At 73.1% G+C, this 16,629-nt stretch carries 14 protein-coding genes; all 14 read left to right on the forward strand.

The annotated features are described in order from the left end of the window. Nucleotides 1–17 precede the first annotated feature (17 nt). The 14 genes from MFF61_RS15390 (at nucleotide 18) to MFF61_RS15455 (ending at nucleotide 16,479) form a co-directional block, all read left to right on the forward strand. Nucleotides 18–1,904, forward strand: coding sequence for an ABC transporter permease (locus tag MFF61_RS15390; protein ID WP_238235943.1), 1,887 nt, complete (start codon nucleotides 18–20; stop codon nucleotides 1,902–1,904). After that, on the forward strand, nucleotides 1,901–2,683 hold the full coding sequence (locus MFF61_RS15395; protein WP_238235944.1) for an ABC transporter ATP-binding protein: 783 nt from the start codon (nucleotides 1,901–1,903) through the stop codon (nucleotides 2,681–2,683). The genes MFF61_RS15390 and MFF61_RS15395 overlap by 4 nt, the downstream gene beginning before the upstream one ends. Further along, a complete protein-coding gene (locus tag MFF61_RS15400; RefSeq protein ID WP_238235945.1) occupies nucleotides 2,683–3,405 on the forward strand; it encodes an ABC transporter ATP-binding protein in 723 nt (240 codons plus the stop codon). The genes MFF61_RS15395 and MFF61_RS15400 overlap by 1 nt, the downstream gene beginning before the upstream one ends. Nucleotides 3,406–3,469: 64 nt before the next feature. Next, a complete protein-coding gene (locus MFF61_RS15405; protein ID WP_238235946.1) occupies nucleotides 3,470–5,509 on the forward strand; it encodes a hydantoinase/oxoprolinase family protein in 2,040 nt (679 codons plus the stop codon). After that, the gene (locus tag MFF61_RS15410; RefSeq protein WP_238235947.1) at nucleotides 5,506–7,194 is read left to right on the forward strand and encodes a hydantoinase B/oxoprolinase family protein; all 1,689 of its coding nucleotides are present in this window, start codon (nucleotides 5,506–5,508) and stop codon (nucleotides 7,192–7,194) included. The genes MFF61_RS15405 and MFF61_RS15410 overlap by 4 nt, the downstream gene beginning before the upstream one ends. 106 nt (nucleotides 7,195–7,300) lie before the next feature. Continuing rightward, nucleotides 7,301–8,149: an FAD binding domain-containing protein gene (locus MFF61_RS15415; protein WP_238235948.1), complete on the forward strand. Its 849-nt coding sequence runs from the start codon at nucleotides 7,301–7,303 to the stop codon at nucleotides 8,147–8,149. Next, nucleotides 8,149–10,893, forward strand: a complete 2,745-nt coding sequence (locus MFF61_RS15420; RefSeq protein WP_238235949.1) for a molybdopterin-dependent oxidoreductase — start codon at nucleotides 8,149–8,151, stop codon at nucleotides 10,891–10,893. Before MFF61_RS15415 ends, MFF61_RS15420 begins: the two co-directional genes overlap by 1 nt. Further along, nucleotides 10,890–12,410 carry a 6-hydroxynicotinate reductase gene (locus MFF61_RS15425; protein WP_238235950.1) on the forward strand — a complete coding sequence of 507 codons (1,521 nt, stop codon included), beginning with the start codon at nucleotides 10,890–10,892 and terminating at the stop codon, nucleotides 12,408–12,410. Before MFF61_RS15420 ends, MFF61_RS15425 begins: the two co-directional genes overlap by 4 nt. Beyond that, a complete protein-coding gene (locus tag MFF61_RS15430) occupies nucleotides 12,407–12,874 on the forward strand; it encodes a MarR family winged helix-turn-helix transcriptional regulator (protein ID WP_238235951.1) in 468 nt (155 codons plus the stop codon). Before MFF61_RS15425 ends, MFF61_RS15430 begins: the two co-directional genes overlap by 4 nt. A gap of 6 nt (nucleotides 12,875–12,880) precedes the next feature. Continuing rightward, nucleotides 12,881–13,735, forward strand: coding sequence for a UPF0280 family protein (locus MFF61_RS15435; protein ID WP_238235952.1), 855 nt, complete (start codon nucleotides 12,881–12,883; stop codon nucleotides 13,733–13,735). Beyond that, nucleotides 13,732–14,310: an amino acid synthesis family protein gene (locus MFF61_RS15440; RefSeq protein ID WP_238235953.1), complete on the forward strand. Its 579-nt coding sequence runs from the start codon at nucleotides 13,732–13,734 to the stop codon at nucleotides 14,308–14,310. Before MFF61_RS15435 ends, MFF61_RS15440 begins: the two co-directional genes overlap by 4 nt. A 233-nt stretch (nucleotides 14,311–14,543) precedes the next feature. After that, nucleotides 14,544–15,152 (forward strand): phasin family protein, encoded by a 609-nt coding sequence (locus MFF61_RS15445; protein ID WP_238235954.1) that lies wholly within the window; start codon nucleotides 14,544–14,546, stop codon nucleotides 15,150–15,152. Nucleotides 15,153–15,372: 220 nt separating this feature from the next. Then, entirely contained in the window at nucleotides 15,373–16,005 is a 633-nt protein-coding gene (locus MFF61_RS15450; RefSeq protein WP_238235955.1) for a Crp/Fnr family transcriptional regulator, read from the forward strand. A gap of 195 nt (nucleotides 16,006–16,200) precedes the next feature. Continuing rightward, nucleotides 16,201–16,479, forward strand: coding sequence for a DUF6894 family protein (locus tag MFF61_RS15455; RefSeq protein ID WP_238235956.1), 279 nt, complete (start codon nucleotides 16,201–16,203; stop codon nucleotides 16,477–16,479). Nucleotides 16,480–16,629 lie beyond the last annotated feature (150 nt).

Raw genomic sequence — 16,629 nt, forward strand, 5'->3', positions numbered from 1 at the left:
GGCGGAGCGCAAGACCGATGGACCTGTCCTTCCTCGTCCTGCAATCGCTCTCCGGCTTCGCCAGCGCCTCGTCGCTGTTCGTGATCGCCTCGGGGCTCACCCTCGTCTTCGGCGTCACCCGGATCGTCAACTTCGCGCACGGCTCCTTCTACATGCTGGGGGCCTATCTCGCGGTGACGATCGTGCCGCGGCTCCTCGACCTCAGCTATTCGCCCTGGACGTTCTTCCTCGGGGTGCTGCTGGCGGCCCTCCTCGTCGGGCTGATCGGGGTCGCGGTCGAGATGCTGCTGCTGCGCCGCATCTACCGGGTCCCGGAACTCTTCCAGCTCCTCGCCACCTTCGGGGTCGTCCTGATCGTCGAGGACGTGGTGCTCAAGATCTGGGGGCCGGTCGACATCGCCGGGCCGCGCGCGCCCTCCCTGCGCCACGGCGTCGAGATCCTGGGTCAGCGCTTTCCCGCCTACGAGCTCGTGCTGATCGGGGTTGGCCCGCTGGTGCTGGCGCTGCTGTGGCTCGTCATGCACCGCACCCGCTTCGGCGTGCTGATCCGGGCGGCGACGCAGGATCGCGAGATGGTGGGGGCGCTCGGCGTCAACCAGGCGCGCCTGTTCACGCTGACGCTCTTCCTCGGCGCGAGCCTCGCGGGCCTGGGCGGGGCGCTGCAGATCCCGCGCATCCCCGCCAATTCCCACATGGACCTGTCGATCATCACCGATGCCTTCGTGGTCACGGTGGTGGGCGGCATGGGCTCGGTGCCGGGCGCCTTCCTGGCCGCCCTCCTGATCGGGCAGCTCCAGGCCTTCGGCATCCTCATCCTGCCCAAGGTGACGCTGGTCCTGGTCTTCGCCCTCATGGCGGTGGTGCTGGTGGTCAAGCCCTGGGGGCTGCTCGGGCGGCCGGATTCCGGCTCGGGCCGGGTGGTCCTGCCGGAGGGCATCCTGACGCTCCGCCGCTTCCGCCCGCCGGAGGCGGCGCTCGCGCTGCTCGCCGTGGCGGCGCTCCTGGCGGTGCCGCTGCTCGGCGACCCCTACACCACCAAGGTCGCCACCGAGATCCTGATCTTCGCGCTTGCCGCCTTCTCGCTGCAGTTCCTCGTCGGCGTCGGCGGCCTCGTCTCCTTCGGGCACGCGGCGTATTTCGGGCTCGGCGCCTACGCGGCGGGGCTGCTCGTCACCGGGCCGCTGAAGGCGCCGATGGAACTCGCGCTCCTGGCCGCCCCCCTGGTCGCCGGGGCGGGCGCGGCCCTGTTCGGCTTCTTCATCGTGCGCCTGTCGGGCATCTACCTCGCGATGCTGACGCTCGCCTTCGCGCAGATCGTCTACGCCATCGGCTTCCAGTGGGTCGAGGTGACGGGGGGCGACAACGGCGTCGTGGGCGTCTGGCCCTCGGCCTGGGCCTCGGGCCGCACCGTCTACTTCTACCTCGTGGCGGCGCTGACGCTGTCGGGCATCGTGCTGCTGCGCCGGGTGATCTACGCGCCCTTCGGCTACACCCTGCGGGCGGCGCGCGACTCCGCCACCCGCGCCGGGGCGATCGGGCTCGACGTGCGCACCCACCGCTGGCTCGGCTTCACGCTGGCGGGGGCCGCGGCGGGCCTCGCCGGCGGGCTCTACGCCTTCCAGAAGGGCTCGATCGACCCGACGCTCGCGGCGATCCCGCTCTCGATCGACTTCCTCGTCATGGTGCTGGTGGGCGGCATCCAGACCGTGATGGGTCCCCTCCTCGGCGCCGCCTTCTTCCACACCCTGAAGGACGTGGTGATGCCGCTCACCGAGTTCTGGCGCCTGCTGCTGGGGCTGGCGATCATCGCCACCGTGCTGGTCTTCCCCCGCGGGCTCGCGGGCGCGGCCGACACCCTGCGCGGGCGCGCCCGGGCCCCGGCCACCGCGGCGGCCTCCGCATGACCCTCCTCGTCGTCGACCGCCTCAACAAGCGCTTCGGCGGCGTCTTCGCCGCCCGGGACGTCTCGTTCACGCTCGCGGCCGGCGAGATGCTGGCGATCATCGGCCCGAACGGGGCCGGCAAGTCCACCACCTTCAACATGGTCGGCGGGCAGCTGAAGCCCGATTCCGGCAGCATCACCCTCGACGGGCAGGCGATTACCGGGCGGCCGGCCCGCGCGGTCTGGCGCTGCGGCGTCGGGCGCACCTTCCAGGTCGCCCAGACCTTCGTGTCGATGAGCGTCGCCGAGAACGTGCAGATGGCCCTGGTCTCCCGGCACGGGGAGAGCCGCCGCCTGTTCGCGGACACGCGCCGCCTCCACCGCGAGGCGGCGCTGGCGCTCCTCGCCGAGGTCGGCATGCGGGCCGAGGCCGACCGGCCGGTCTCGGAACTCGCCTACGGCGACGTGAAGCGGGTCGAACTCGCGGTGGCGCTGGCCTCGCAGCCCAAGCTCCTGCTGATGGACGAGCCCACCGCCGGCATGGCCCCGCGCGAGCGCGGCGGGCTGATGACGCTCACCGCCCGGCTCGCCCGCGAGCGGGGCATCGGCGTGCTCTACACCGAGCACGACATGGAGGCGGTCTTCGGCCATGCCGACCGGGTGATGGTGCTGGTGCGCGGCGAGATCATCGCGGCCGGCTCGCCCGACCACGTGCGCGGCGACGCGCGGGTGCGGCAGGTCTATCTCGGCGAGGCCGGCACCGCGGCGGCGCTCAAGGCGCGCCGGAAGGCGGTGGCGTGATGGCGCTCCTCGACGTCGCGAACCTCACGGCCGCCTACGGGCAGGCGCAGGTGCTGTTCGGGGTCTCGCTCACCCTCGGGCCGGGCGAGGTGGCGGCGCTGATGGGCCGCAACGGCGCGGGCAAGTCGAGCACCCTCAAGGCCGTGATGGGCCTGCTGGCGCCCCTCGGCGGCAGCGTCGTCTTCGAGGGCCGTCCGGTCACCGGCTGGGAGCCCTACCGCATCGCCCGCGCGGGCCTCGGCTACGTGCCGGAGGAGCGGCGGATCTTCACCGACCTCACGGTGTTCGAGAACCTGGAGGTCGGCCGCAAAGGCGCGACGGATGCGGGGATCGCGGACGGCCGGCCGCCCTGGACGCCCGAGCGGCTCTTCGCGGTCTTCCCCAACCTCGCCGAGATGCGCGGGCGGCGCGCCTCGGCGATGTCGGGCGGCGAGCAGCAGATGCTCACCATCGCCCGCACCCTGATGGGCAACCCCCACGCCGTGCTCCTCGACGAGCCCTCCGAGGGCCTGAGCCCGCTCATCGTCGAGCAGATGGCCGAGGCGGTGCTGCGCATGAAGCGGGAGGGCATCGCGGTGCTCCTCTCGGAGCAGAACCTCACCTTCGCGGCGGCGGTCTGCGACCGGGCCTACGTGATCGAGAAGGGCACCATCCGCTTCGAGGGCACGATGGCGGCCCTGGAGGCGGACGAGGCGGTGCGGGAGGCGTACCTGACGGTGTGAGGCCGGCGGGCGGGAGCGGCGGCCGGCGGGCCGGCCGTTCGTATGCGAACGATCGAGGTGTGACGTGAGACGCGTGGCGGGCATCGATGTCGGCGGCACCTTCACCGACCTCCTGCTGACGGAGGCGGAGCCCGGCGGGCCCTTGCGGGTGCGCCTCGCCAAGGTGCCCACCACCGTGCGCAACCAAGCCGGCGGGGTCATCGCGGCGATCGAGGCGGCGGGGGTCGCGCCCGCCGATCTCGGCCTCGTCATCCACGGCACCACCGCCACCACCAACGCGGTGCTGGAGCGCAAGACCGCCCGGGTCGGCCTCGTCACCACGGCGGGGTTCCGCGACGTGCTCGAACTCGGGCGGCGCACGCGGCCCAAGCCCTACGGCCTGTTCGGCACCTTCGAGCCGCTGATCCCGCGCGAGCTGCGCCGCGAGGTGCCCGAGCGGGTGATGGCGGACGGGCGCGTGCACACGCCCCTCGACGAGGCGGCCCTGCGCGCGGCGGTGCTGGCGCTGCGCGAGGCGGGCTGCGAGGCCCTGGTCATCCACTTCCTGCACGCCTATGCCAACCCGGCGCACGAGCTGCGCGCGGGCGAGATCGCGCGCGAGATCTGGCCCAACGCCTACGTCACCCTCGGGCACGCCCTGCTCTCGGAGTTCCGCGAGTACGAGCGGGGCACCACCGCCTCGGTCAACGCCGCGGTGCAGCCGATCCTCGACCGCTACATCCGCCGCCTGCAGGACGAGCTGCGCGCCCAGGGCTTCTCCCGCGACCTCCTCGTCATGAACGGCAACGGCGGCACGGTGCCGGCCGGGCGCGTGGTCGAGGCCGCGGCCAAGACCGTGATGTCAGGGCCGGCCTCGGGCGTGATGGCGGCCGCCGCGACGCTGGCGCAGTCGGGCCTGTCGAACGCGATCACCTACGACATGGGCGGCACCTCCACCGACGTGGCCCTGATCGCGGGCGGCGTGCCGGAGGTCTCGGCCGAGTTGACCCTGGCCTACGGCCTGCCCGTCCACCTGCCGATGGTCGACGTGCACACGGTGGGAGCCGGGGGCGGCTCGATCGCCTCGGTCGACCGGGCCGGCATGCTGCGGGTCGGCCCCGAGAGCGCCGGCTCCGAGCCCGGCCCGATCGGCTACGGCCGCGGCGGCACCCGGCCGACCATCACCGACGCCAACCTCGTGCTGGGCCGCCTCGACCCGGAGCGCCTCACCGCCGTGCGCGCGGGCGTGTCGCTCGACGCGATCCGGGCCGCCTTCGACCGCGACCTCGCCGGCCCCTTGGGTCTCTCCGTCGAGGAGGCGGCCGCGGCGGTGATCCGGCTCGGCACCGTGCACATGTCGGGGGCGATCCGGATGGTGTCGCTGTCGCGCGGCTACGACCCGCGCGACTTCGTGCTGTTCGCCTTCGGGGGGGCGGGCCCGCTCCACGCGGTGGCGCTGGCGCGCGAACTCGGCATCCCGGAGGTGCTGGTGCCGGCCCGGCCCGGCCTCACCAACGCGCTCGGCTGCCTCGTGGCGGACCTGCGCCAGGACCGGGTCAACACCCTCAACCGTCCGCTGGACGGGCTCGACATGGCCGAGCTGCACAGCGTGCTGGAGGCGCAGGCCGCCGACGCGCTCTCCGTCGTCGAGGAGGAGCGCGCCGAGATCGAGGCGACCACCCTCACGTACGGCGCCGACATGCAGTTCCGCGGGCAGACCCACCTGATCCGCGTGGCGATCCCCTCGCCGGACATCGACCGCGCGACGCTCCAGGCCTTGTTCGAGGCCGCCTATTTCCGCCGCTTCCAGGTGCGGCTGCCGGAGATCCGGGCGGTGGTCGTCAACCTCGTCACCTCGGTGATCGGCCGGCGGCGCACCCTGCCGCTCGCCGCCCTGCTCGACCCGGACGCCCGCACCGACTTCGACGGCGCCCGCCTCGGCACCCGCGCGCTCCACGCCGACGGGCGCTGGCACGAGGCGGCGGTCTACGCCCGCGAGCGGCTGCCCGAGGGGGCACGGGTGGAGGGGCCGGCCGTCATCCAGCAGCTCGACGCCACCACCGTCGTCGAGCCGGGCGCGGTCGCCTCCGTCGATCCGATCGGCAACCTGAGGATCCGCGTATGAGCGCCATCGACCCCCTCACCCTGGCGGTGATCCAGGCCGGGCTGCAGCAGGTCTGCAACGAGATGGACATCGCCTTCTCGCGCTCGGCCTTCTCGCCGGTGATCGCGGAGGCCGACGACCGCTCGGACGGCATCTACGACCGGGAGACCGGCGCGCTGGTCGCCCAGGGCGAGTACGGGCTGCCGGTCTTCGTCGGCACCATGCAGCACTCGACGGGCGAGCTGATCCGGCTGATCCGCGAGGGCCAGGCCGGTGCTCCGGAGCCCGGCGACGTCTACATCGTCAACGATCCCTATCTCGGCGGCACGCACCTGATGGACGTGCGCTTCGCCCGGCCCGTCTTCGTGGACGGGGAGCTGTTTTGCTGGCTACAGAACACTGGACACTGGCCCGACATCGGCGGTTCCGTGCCCGGCGGGTTCTCGGCCCATGCGACCGAGGTGGAGCAGGAGGGCCTGCGCCTGCCGCCCGTGAAGCTGTTCAAGCGCGGCGAGATGGATCGCGAGATCTTCGCCATCATCTGCTCGAACATCCGGGTCGCCGATCAGCGTATCGGGGACATCAAGGCCCAGGCCGCGGCGCTCGCGGTCGGCGAGAGCCGGCTCGGTGATTTGCTGGCTAAGTATGGCCGCACCACCCTCGATCGGGCCATCGCGGAGATCCGCGCCCGGTCCGCCGATCGGATGCGGGCCGAGATCCGGGGCATCCCGGACGGCACCTACCGCTCGGAGGCCTTCGTGGATTCGGATGGGGTGGTGGACGAGCCGCTGCGCATCGCGCTCGACCTGACGAAGGCCGGTGACAGCCTGACCTTCGACTTCTCGGGCTCGTCCCCGCCCTGCCGCGGGCCGATGAACTCGGTCTGGGCGACCACGCTCTCGTCGGTCTACCTCGCGGTCAAGCACGTCTTTCCGGACATGCCCATCAACGCCGGCACCTTCGCGCCCCTCGTCGTGCACCGGCCCGAGGGCACCTTCCTGGATGCCCGCTACCCGCGCCCGGTCTCGGGCTGCGCCGCGGAGGTGAGCCAGCGCATCGCGGAATCCGTCTTCCTGGCCCTGGTCCAGGCGATCCCCGACCGCGTGACCGCCGCACCCGCCGGCACCTCGGGCAATTTCGCGCTCGGCGGCTTCGATCCAGAGCGCAACGCACCTTTCGTCATGTACCAGATCACCGGCGGCGGCTACGGCGGCAACGCCCACCACGACGGCCTCTCCAACGGCTGCTCCACCATCGGTATCTCGAAGACCGCACCCGTGGAGGTGATGGAGCAGTATTATCCCGTGCTCTTCCGGCGCTTCGCCCTGCGCGAGGGCTCCGGCGGGGCGGGCGCCCATCGCGGCGGCTTCGGCGTCCATTACGAGGTGGAATTGCTGCGCGGGGAAGCCCGCGCCTCCTTCGTGATGGATCACGGCCGGTTCGGCCCGCCGGGCGTGCGCGGCGGCGCGGACGGCGCGCCCAACGTGGTGCGCATCCACCGCGGGGCTGAGACCCTCACGCCGCTCCACCTCTCGAAGGACCAGAACATCGCCATCCGGGCCGGCGACCGGGTCGAGATCATGACCCCGGGCGGCGGCGGCTACGGCGATCCGGGAGGCCGCGATCCAGCGCTCGTCGAGCGGGACGTGGCGCGCGGCTACTACCGGGCGGACGAGGCCGAGCGGCTGTGGGGGAGGCGGGGATGAGGGTGCACCGACGCGATCGGCCGTCCGCGCCGCCGGTCCCCTGCGCATGGACCACGGACGGCCTCCCCTCTCCCGTGCGGGGCGGCATGGCCGGGAGGACCGCCTGATGCGCTACTTCCGCCCGACCTCCCTGGCCGACGCCCTGGCGATCCGCCGCGAGCACGCCGTCACGGTGCTGGCCGGCGGCACCGACGTCTACCCGGCCGCGGCCACGCGCCGGGCCTGGGGCGACCCGTCCCATCCCGACATCCTCGACATCTCCGGCCTGGCCGAACTGCGCGGCATCGCGGACGAGGGCGACCACTGGCGCATCGGCGCGCTCGCCACCTGGACCGACCTGATCCGGGCCGACCTGCCGCCGCTCCTCGACGGGCTGAAGGCCGCCGGGCGGGCCGTCGGCGGGGTGCAGATCCAGAACCGCGGCACGCTGGTGGGCAATGCCTGCACGGCCTCGCCCGCGGGGGACGGCATCCCGAACCTGCTCGCCCTCGACGCGGCCTTCGCGGTCTCGGGCCGCGAGGTCGCCGCCCGGGATTTCTTCACCGGCTACCGCGCGACGGCGGTCGGGCCGCACGACCTCGTGACCGCGATCCGGATCCCGAAGCGGCCCGGCCGCGGCCACTTCGAGAAACTCGGCGCGCGTCGCTACCTCGTGATCTCGATCGCCATGACGGGCCTCGCGGTCGAGACCGATCCGGGAGGGCGCATCGTGCAGGCCCGCATCGCGGTGGGGGCCTGCGCGGCCCTGGCCCGACGGCTCCCGGCCCTGGAGGCCGATCTCGCGGGCCTGCCCCTGGCCGAGGCGCCCGGCCTCGTCGCGGAGCGCCACCTCGCGGGGCTCTCCCCCATCGACGACGTGCGGGCGAGCGCGGCCTACCGCATGGCCGCCGCCCGCACGCTGGTCGCCGACGCCCTGGCGCACCTCGCCGGGCACCCCGTCGCGAGGGCGGCCTGATGACCCCACCCGTCACGCTCATCGTCAACGGCGAGCCCCGCACGGTCGAGGCGCCGCCCTTCGCGACGCTTGCCGACACCCTGCGCGAGGGCCTGCACCTCACCGGCACCAAGGTCGGCTGCGAGGCGGGCGATTGCGGCGCCTGCACGGTGCTCCTCGACGGCGAGCAGGTCTGCGCCTGCCTCGTGCCGACCGCCCAGGCCGACGGGCGCGCCGTCACCACTATCGAGGGCAGCGACCCCGCCGGCCTGATCGACCGCCTGCGCGAGGCCTTCCTGGCCCGCGGGGCGGCGCAATGCGGCATCTGCACCCCGGCGATGATCCTGGCCGCCGCGGACGGGCTGCGGCGCGATCCGCGGCCGGACCGGGCTTCCGTCGAGGATGCGATCGGCGGCGTGCTCTGCCGCTGCACCGGCTACGTCGCGATCGTGGACGCGGTGATGGACGTGGCCCGCGGCGCCAACGCGCTCGCCCCGCAGGCCGGGGCCGGCGCGGCGGTGGGCGCCCGCATCGCCCGGGTCGACGGCCGGGCGAAGGTCGCGGGCACCGACCGCTTCGGCGCCGACCACCAGCCCGCGGACGCGCTCTGGCTGCGCCTCGTGCGCTCGCCCCACGCCGCGGCGCGCGTCACGATCGGCGACCTCGCCCCCGTGCTCGCCCACCATCCGGGCCTCGTGCGCATCCTCACCGCCCGCGACATCCCGGGCGAGAACTCCTTCGGGGTCTTCCCGCACCTCAAGGACCAGCCGGTGCTGGCGGACGGGCGCGTGCGGATGCGCGGCGACCCGGTCGCCGCCCTGGTGGGGACCCGCGCGGCGGTGGAGGGTTGTCCGGATGCCGACCTGCCGGTGCGCTACGAGGTGCAGCCTGCGCTGACGGGCGTTGCTGCGGCGCTGGAGGCGGGGGCGCCGGCCCTCCACGCGGCGGTGCCGGACAACGTGCTCACCCGCGGCCGGCTCGCGCGCGGCGACGTCGCGCTGGGCCACGCGGCGGGCGCGGCCACGGCCGAGGGCCGCTTCGAGACCGCGTTCGTGGAGCACGCCTACATCGAGCCGGAGGCGGGCTATGCCCGGCGCGTGGGCGACCGGATCGAGGTCACGGCCTGCACGCAGGCGCCGGTGATGGACCAGGAGGACGTGGCGCGAGTGCTCGGGCTGCCGCTGTCGTCCGTGCGCATCGTGCCGACCGCCTGCGGCGGCGGCTTCGGCGGCAAGCTCGACATCTCGCTCCAGCCGATCCTGGCGGTGGCCGCATGGCTGACGCGGCGGCCGGTGCGGATGGTCTACACCCGCATCGAGAGCATGGCCTCCACGACGAAGCGCCATCCGGCCCGGATCAGCGCCCGGATGTCGGCGGATGCGGCGGGGCACTTCACCGCCTTCGAGATGGAGGGCGACTTCAACACCGGCGCCTATGCCTCCTGGGGGCCGACCGTCGCCAACCGGGTGCCGGTCCACGCGCCGGGTCCCTACCGGGTGGCGCATGTCCGCAACCGCACGCGGGCGGTCTACACCAACGACACCCCGGCCGGCGCCTTCCGGGGCTTCGGCGTGCCCCAGGCCACGATCGCGGCCGAGACCCTGATCGACGACCTCGCCGAACGCCTCGGCCTCGACCGCTGGACCATCCGGCGCCGCAACGCCCTCGATCACGGCGACACCACCGCCTCGGGCCAGGTGCTGCACGCCTCGGCCGGGCTGCCGCGCTGCCTCGATGCGCTGCGCGACGACTTCTTCGCGCTGGAGAAGACCGCCGCGGCGGCCAATGCCGGCGGCCCCCGCCGGCGGCGCGGCGTCGGCATCGCCTGCATGTGGTACGGCTGCGGCAACACCTCGATGTCGAATCCCTCGCGCATGCGCATCGCGCTGGGACCCGACGGCAGCCTCACCTTCCTCAACGGCGCGGTCGATATCGGCCAGGGCTCCTCGACGGTGCTGCTCCAGATCGCCGCCGACGCCCTCGGCCTCGCCCCCGACCGCTTCCGCTCGGTGGTCGGGGACACGGACCTCACCTACGACGCGGGCAAGACCTCCGCCTCGCGCCAGACCTTCGTGTCCGGCAACGCGGCGCGGCTCGCGGGCGAGAGCCTGCGCGCCCGGATCCTCGCGCTCGCCAATGCGGGTCCGGGCGCGCGGCTGATCCTGGAGGGCGCGCGGCTCACCATTGCGGACGGCGAGGCGAGCCGCAGCCTCGACCTCGCGGCGCTCCCCGTCGACGAGACCGGCGCGGTGCTGGCGGGCGAGGGCTGGTACGACCCCCCCACCACCGCGCTCGACGCGGACGGCCAGGGCATCCCCTACGCCACCTACGGCTTCGCCGCGCAGGTGGCCGAGGTCGAGGTCGACACGCAGCTCGGCACCGTGCGGGTCCGGCGCATCGTCGCCGCCCACGATGTCGGGCGGGCGATCAACCCGACGCTGGTCGAGGGCCAGATCCACGGCGGCATCGCGCAGGGGCTCGGCCTCGCCCTGATGGAGGAATTCATTCCCGGCCGGACCGAGAACCTGCACGACTACCTGATCCCCACCGCCGGCGACATGCCGGAGATCGACGTGCGCATCATCGAGGATCCGGACCCGGAGGGACCCTACGGCGCCAAGGGCGTCGGCGAGCCCGCGCTCGTGGCCACCGCGCCCGCGATCCTGGGCGCCATCCGGCACGCCACGGGCGCGCGCCTGACCCGCGTGCCGGTGCTGCCGCACCGGCTGCACGCGGCGCTTCATGCCAGGGAGGCGGCGGAATGAGCGAGACCACGGCATCCCTCTCGGCGCAGGCCCGCACGGCCAAGCTCGGCGCCGCGGAGGCGGACGGCATCGTGCGCTGCGATGCCTGCCCGGTGCTCTGCCGCATCCGCCCCGGGCGGTCGGGGGCCTGCGCGCGCTACGCCAACGAGAACGGGCACCTCGTGCGCACCGATCCGGTGGTGCTGCTCCACCGCACGGCCGAGGAGGGCGGGCGGCTGGTGCCCTTCGGCGCCGCCGACTGGGACGGGCGGGCGCTCGATCCCGCGCGCACCTTCGTGACCGGCATCGGCTCGGGCACCACCTACCCCGACTACAAGCCCGCGCCTTTCATCGTCGCGAGCGAGCATGCGGGCGTCGAGACCGTCACGGTCGTGACCGAGGGCATCTTCAGCTATTGCGGCCTGAAGGTGAAGATCGACACCGACCGGCATCTCGGCCCCGAACGCGCCGCGATCCGGGCCGGGGGCGAGGAGGTCGGCCACGTCACCACCGCCGAGTACGGCTCGCAGATGCTCTCGATCGGGGGCGTGCGCCACCTCACCGGCGGCTCCAAGAAGGAGGGCAGCGTCACCTGCGAGAGCATGCTGGCGCTCTGCAGCGGCGAGGCGGTGACGCTGACGATCGACGGCGGCCACGAGGTGGTGGTGCAGGCCGGCCGCGCCCCGGTCGTGGACGGCACGCCCGAGAGCCGCATGCGCGTCGGCTGCGGCTCGGCGACGGTCGGCATCTTCGCCCGCCAGTGGCTCGGGCACGCCGACGAGGTGATCGTGGTGGACGACCACATCACCGGCGTGCTGACCGAGCATCAGGCCGGCCGCGTGCTCGGCATGCGCCCGGCCGGCATCCGGGTGCGGGGCCGGCGCTCGACGCCGGGGCGCTACTTCCAGGTGGCCAATCCGGGCATCGGCTGGGGCGGCACCGACATCGCCGACCCGCTCAGCCTGATCCAGGCCATCGATCCCAAGACCGCGTGGCCGGGCCTGCGCCTGCTGATGACCTCGACCACCGGCGAGCATGCCCTCTGGCTCGTCCTCGACGACGACCTGAAGCCGGTGCCGGCCGAGATGCCGCCGGCCGTGCGCGCGGTGGTGGACCGCATCGGCGAGAATTGCGAGCCCTCGCTCTGCACCGTGCTGTTCGTGGCCGGCGCGGGCGGCTCCCTGCGGGCGGGCGTGACCGAGAACCCGGTGCTGCTGACCCGCTCGGTGGCGGCGGGCGAGACCCGGGTGACGATGGGGGGCGCCCCCGTCACGGTCTGGCCCGGGGGCGGCATCACCGTGATGACGGATGTCACGCGGCTGCCGGGCCGGGCCTTCGGCTCGGTGCCGACCCCGGCCCTCGTCGCCCCGATCGAGTTCACGCTGCCGCGCGACCTCTACGCCCGGCTCGGCGGCCACATGAGCGACGTGGTGGCGATCGGCGACATCCTGCGCGAGGTCGGCGCGGGCGCCCGGGTCGATGCGTGGCGGCCCGCCAATCCCTGGCCCCTGCCCTCGCCGATTCGGGAGCGGCCGTGAGCGCGCCGCGCCGCCGCTTGGCGGCCCCGCGCATCGATCCGGAGGCTGTGCGGGTGTACCGGCTGGAGGACCAGATCGGCTACCTGATCCGGCGGGCGCACCAGCGCGCCTCCGCGATCTTCGAGGCGGTGATGCGGGATTTCGCCGTCACGCCGGTGCAGTTCGCGGTGCTCGCCAAGCTGCACGACCTCGGGCCGACCTCGCAGAACCAGCTCGGGCGCCATGTCGGCGTCGATCCGGCGACGATGTACGGCGTCGCCCGGCGGCTGGCCGCCCGAGGCCTCGCCCATCCGGCGCCCGACCCCGACGATGCCCGCCTCGTGCTCCTCGCCCTCACGGAGGAGGGCCGCGCCGTGGTCGAGGGCATGAAGAGCCGCGGGGCGGAGGTCACGGCCCGCACCCTCGATCCCCTCACCCCCGCGGAGGCGGCCGAGCTGAACCGCCTCATCGCCAAGCTCGGCTGAGGCGCCGTGGAGGGGCCGCGGGTCCAGGCGCTGCCGGGCGGCCGGCTGCACCTCCAGCACGGACCGATCGACGTGGTGCTGCGCGCCTACGGGGCCGAAGCCGCCGTGGCGGAGGCCCACCGGGCGGCGGAGCGGCGCTTCGCGCCCCTGCTGGGCGAGCTGGCGGCGGAACTCGGTGAATTGCGAAAGCCCATGAGCGCGCGGCCCCGGGTCGAGGGCGCGGTAGCGCGCCGGATGGTGGCGGCCTGCCGGCCGCACCGCGTCTTCATCACCCCGATGGCCGCGGTGGCGGGCGCGGTGGCGGACGAGCTCATCGCCGCGATGCGGGAGGCCGCCCCCCTGGACAAGGCCTTCGTCAACGACGGCGGCGACATCGCCCTCCACCTCGCCGAGGGGGAGACGCTGGCGGTGGGGGTGGCCGGCGACTTCTCCCGCGGCCCGGTGCCGGCGCTGAACGGGCGGGTGACGCTCTCGCACGCGGACGGCATCTTCGGCATCGCCACCTCGGGGCGGCAGGGCCGCTCCTTCTCCCTCGGCATCGCCGATTCCGTCACCGTGCTGGCCCGCGACGCCGCAGGCGCTGACGCGGCCGCGACCCTGATCGCCAACGCGGTCGACCTGCCCGGCCATCCCGGCATCCGCCGCGCCCCCGCGATCAGCCTCGATCCCGATTCCGACCTCGGCGAGCACCTCGTTACCGTCGCGGTGGCGCCGCTGCCGTCCAATGCCGTCGCGCAGGCCCTCGCCGCCGGCCGCGCCCGGGCGGCGGCGCTGCGCGCGGCCGGCCTCATCCGTGACGCCGCCCTGAGCCTGCAGGGCGAGACCGTCACGCTCGGCATCCTCAGGGAGATCCGCCCATGATCGAAGTCCGCAAGATCGTCGTCACCGTCGAGGAGGTGCGCCACGACGGCGGTCCTCCGCTCAGCCAGCCGCTCCTCAAGGGCGCGGTGGCCTGCGTGGTCAGGAATCCCTTCGCGGGCCGCCACGAGCCCGACATCGTGCCGATGATGGAGGCGCTGAAGCCGCTCGGGCTCGACTGCGCGACGCGGCTGATCCAGGCGCTCGGCAACGAGCCCGGCCGGATCGAGGCCTACGGCAAGGGCTCGCTCGTCGGCGCGGCCGGGGAGCTGGAGCACGGGGCGCTGTGGCACGTGCCGGGCGGCTACGCCATGCGCGAACTCCTCGGCCGCGCGCTCGCCATCGTGCCCTCGATGACCAAGGTCGGCCCGATGGGCGCGAGCCTCGACGTGCCGATCCACCACAAGGATGCGGCCTATGTGCGCTCGCATTTCGACGGGATCACAGTGGCGGTGGCGGACGCCCCGCGCGCCGACGAGATCCTGTTCTCCATCGCCATGACCACGGGCGGGCGCCCGCACGCGCGCGTCGGCGGCCTCGCCCAGGACGGCATCGCGCAGTGGGACGGGCTGCGCTGACGCGGGGAGGCGCCCGCCCTCGGCGCGGGCCGAGGGCGCACGGGGCGGTGTCCGGCCGGTCGCGTCGCGCCGCCGCATGCGGCGGTCTGCGCACCGCATGAATCGTCATCGATTTAGCAAATGTATGCGATGACATACAACATAGGCTATAAATCCGACTACTCGGAGTGGCTATTCATAGATCGAAGCACGACAGACCCGATGTTTTGCCCCACTCCGAGGAGGGATCACGAATGGATAACCACTCGCAATCCACGGATCAGAACAAAACGTCTTCCGAATTTCGCCCGAATTCAGGGGACGAAGTCGCCCAATCCGTCCACGATGCTGCGAGCAGCGTCGCCGATGCCGGCAAGCAGGCGGCCCAGGCCGGCGATGACGTTCTCCGCCACGCCGCCGAGAGCGCACGAGACACCGTGCAGACGAGCATGGACACGGCCGCCCAGAGCTTCAAGCATGGGGCCGACCAAGTCTCGCAATCATGGGGGCTCAGCGGCCCGCACTATGACGAGATGGCCCGCCGCTCCACGCAGAACATCCAGATCGTGACGGAAGTCGGGACTATTCTGGCCAAGGGCGCACAGGATGTCTCGCGCGAATGGGTCAACTTGGCTCAGCAGCGGGCCACGAAGAACATCGACGGGTTGAGCCGGTTGGCGAACTGCCGCTCGGTGCAGGATCTCGTGACGGCCCAGAGCGAACTGATGCAGACCCACTTCCAGTTGCTCATCGACGGCAACAAGCGCATCGCCGAACTGTCATTGCGGGTCGTCGACGAGGCCGCCCGGACCCTGCAGGCGCGTGTCGAGAAGGCCGCGGACCGGATGCACGGCGCCGCCTGACGCCCCGCCGTCCCTGGCCGGCGCACGGCTCCGGCCAGGGACGCCTCCGACAGGCTGCGTGAGGCCGCGTGTGGCGGTATGATGCGCCGAGCCACCGGGAGGCGCAGGACGAGGGATGGCCACCAACCCTCTGATCCGGAAGCTGGAGCACGCAGGCCCCCTCCAACGCGCCGAGCGGGATGCCCTCGACGCGCTCACCCTCAAGGCCCGGCAGGTGCCGATGCGGGAGGACATCGCCCACAGCCGGGCCGCCGGAACCTTGCCGCTGATCCTGAGCGGCATCGCGTGCCGCTACAAGCTGCGCCCCGAAGGCCAGCGGCGGATCGTGCATTTCATCCTGCCGGGCGACTTCTACGACCTCCATGCCGCGGCCGGCTTCACGTCGGACTGGCGTCTCGGGGCGCTCACGCCGTGCAGCGTGGCGGACATCAAGCGCCAAGCCCTCGATGACCTGGCCGCGCTACATCCGGGGATTGCCCGCGCGCTGTGGTGGGTGACCTTCGTGGAACTCGAGATCGAGCGGGAATGGCTCGTCAACGACAGCCGCCCGGCCGAGCGGCGGCTGGCGCATTTTTTCTGCGAGCTGCTGGTCCGCCTCCAGGCCGTGAACTTGGCCGACGAGAACAGCTTCGATCTCCCCCTGACCCAGGCGGATCTGGCCGACGCCACCGCCGTCTCCTTCGTCCACATCAACCGCGTCATCCAGTCTCTGCGCAACAACAGGATGATCATCTACGACAAGGGTCACATCAGCATACCGAGCGTCTCGCGGATCAAGGAATTCGCCGAGTTCGACTCCTCCTATCTGCACATGATGGCCACTGAGTCTCAGGGTCGATTCAGCCCGGCATGAGACCGCCGACTCGCCGCGCGTCCGGACCTGACGAGTCGGACGGGCGGTCCCGGATCGAGCCGGCAGGCGGCTGCGACGCCGCTCCCGGGCGACGGCCTCACCGCCCCGTGACAGAGGCCCGAGATCGGCGCACTCTCGCGGCCGCGAACCCGGCCGCTCGACACCAGGGCCGGCCGGCCGGCGGCGGAGCGAGCCATGCCACGATACTTCTTCGACGTGCAGTCCCGGTCCGGTCTCGTGTGCGCCGACTTTCACGGATTGGAGTGCCGCGACGATGCCGCGGCCCTGTCGGTGGCGCGCCACGGCGCCGGTTTCACCTCGCAGGAGGATTGCCGCCGCAACCCGCGGCTCAGCGAGTATCGCTTCGCCGTCGCGGATGCGGAGCACCGGCCCCTGTTCACGGTTCCGTTCAGCGACCTGGAGCCGGACCCGCCCGCCCCCAAGCGCCGCCGCGGCCCGCGCATGAGTTCATAGGTTGACGCAAGGAGGCCCGCGAGCCCGGGCGAGAGGGCTCGCGGCGTGACGCCCCGGACCCGGGCTCAAGCCCCGGCCGCAGGACCGTGTGCGCAACGGTGCCGCAAGGACGCTCGAACGGTCGCTGCGGATTGCGCGGACACGCGAATG

It is taken from the genome of Methylobacterium isbiliense, assembly GCF_022179325.1.
Lineage (GTDB): Bacteria > Pseudomonadota > Alphaproteobacteria > Rhizobiales > Beijerinckiaceae > Methylobacterium > Methylobacterium isbiliense.

Excerpts from the sequence above, each read along its gene's own strand:
- MFF61_RS15390 (WP_238235943.1), top strand. The coding sequence starts at position 18 with ATGGACCTGTCCTTCCTCGTCCTGCAATCGCTCTCCGGCTTCGCCAGC.
- MFF61_RS15395 (WP_238235944.1), top strand. The coding sequence starts at position 1,901 with ATGACCCTCCTCGTCGTCGACCGCCTCAACAAGCGCTTCGGCGGCGTC.
- MFF61_RS15400 (WP_238235945.1), top strand. The coding sequence starts at position 2,683 with ATGGCGCTCCTCGACGTCGCGAACCTCACGGCCGCCTACGGGCAGGCG.
- MFF61_RS15410 (WP_238235947.1), top strand. The coding sequence starts at position 5,506 with ATGAGCGCCATCGACCCCCTCACCCTGGCGGTGATCCAGGCCGGGCTG.
- MFF61_RS15415 (WP_238235948.1), top strand. The coding sequence starts at position 7,301 with ATGCGCTACTTCCGCCCGACCTCCCTGGCCGACGCCCTGGCGATCCGC.
- MFF61_RS15420 (WP_238235949.1), top strand. The coding sequence starts at position 8,149 with ATGACCCCACCCGTCACGCTCATCGTCAACGGCGAGCCCCGCACGGTC.
- MFF61_RS15425 (WP_238235950.1), top strand. The coding sequence starts at position 10,890 with ATGAGCGAGACCACGGCATCCCTCTCGGCGCAGGCCCGCACGGCCAAG.
- MFF61_RS15440 (WP_238235953.1), top strand. The coding sequence starts at position 13,732 with ATGATCGAAGTCCGCAAGATCGTCGTCACCGTCGAGGAGGTGCGCCAC.
- MFF61_RS15445 (WP_238235954.1), top strand. The coding sequence starts at position 14,544 with ATGGATAACCACTCGCAATCCACGGATCAGAACAAAACGTCTTCCGAA.
- MFF61_RS15450 (WP_238235955.1), top strand. The coding sequence starts at position 15,373 with ATGCGGGAGGACATCGCCCACAGCCGGGCCGCCGGAACCTTGCCGCTG.
- MFF61_RS15455 (WP_238235956.1), top strand. The coding sequence starts at position 16,201 with ATGCCACGATACTTCTTCGACGTGCAGTCCCGGTCCGGTCTCGTGTGC.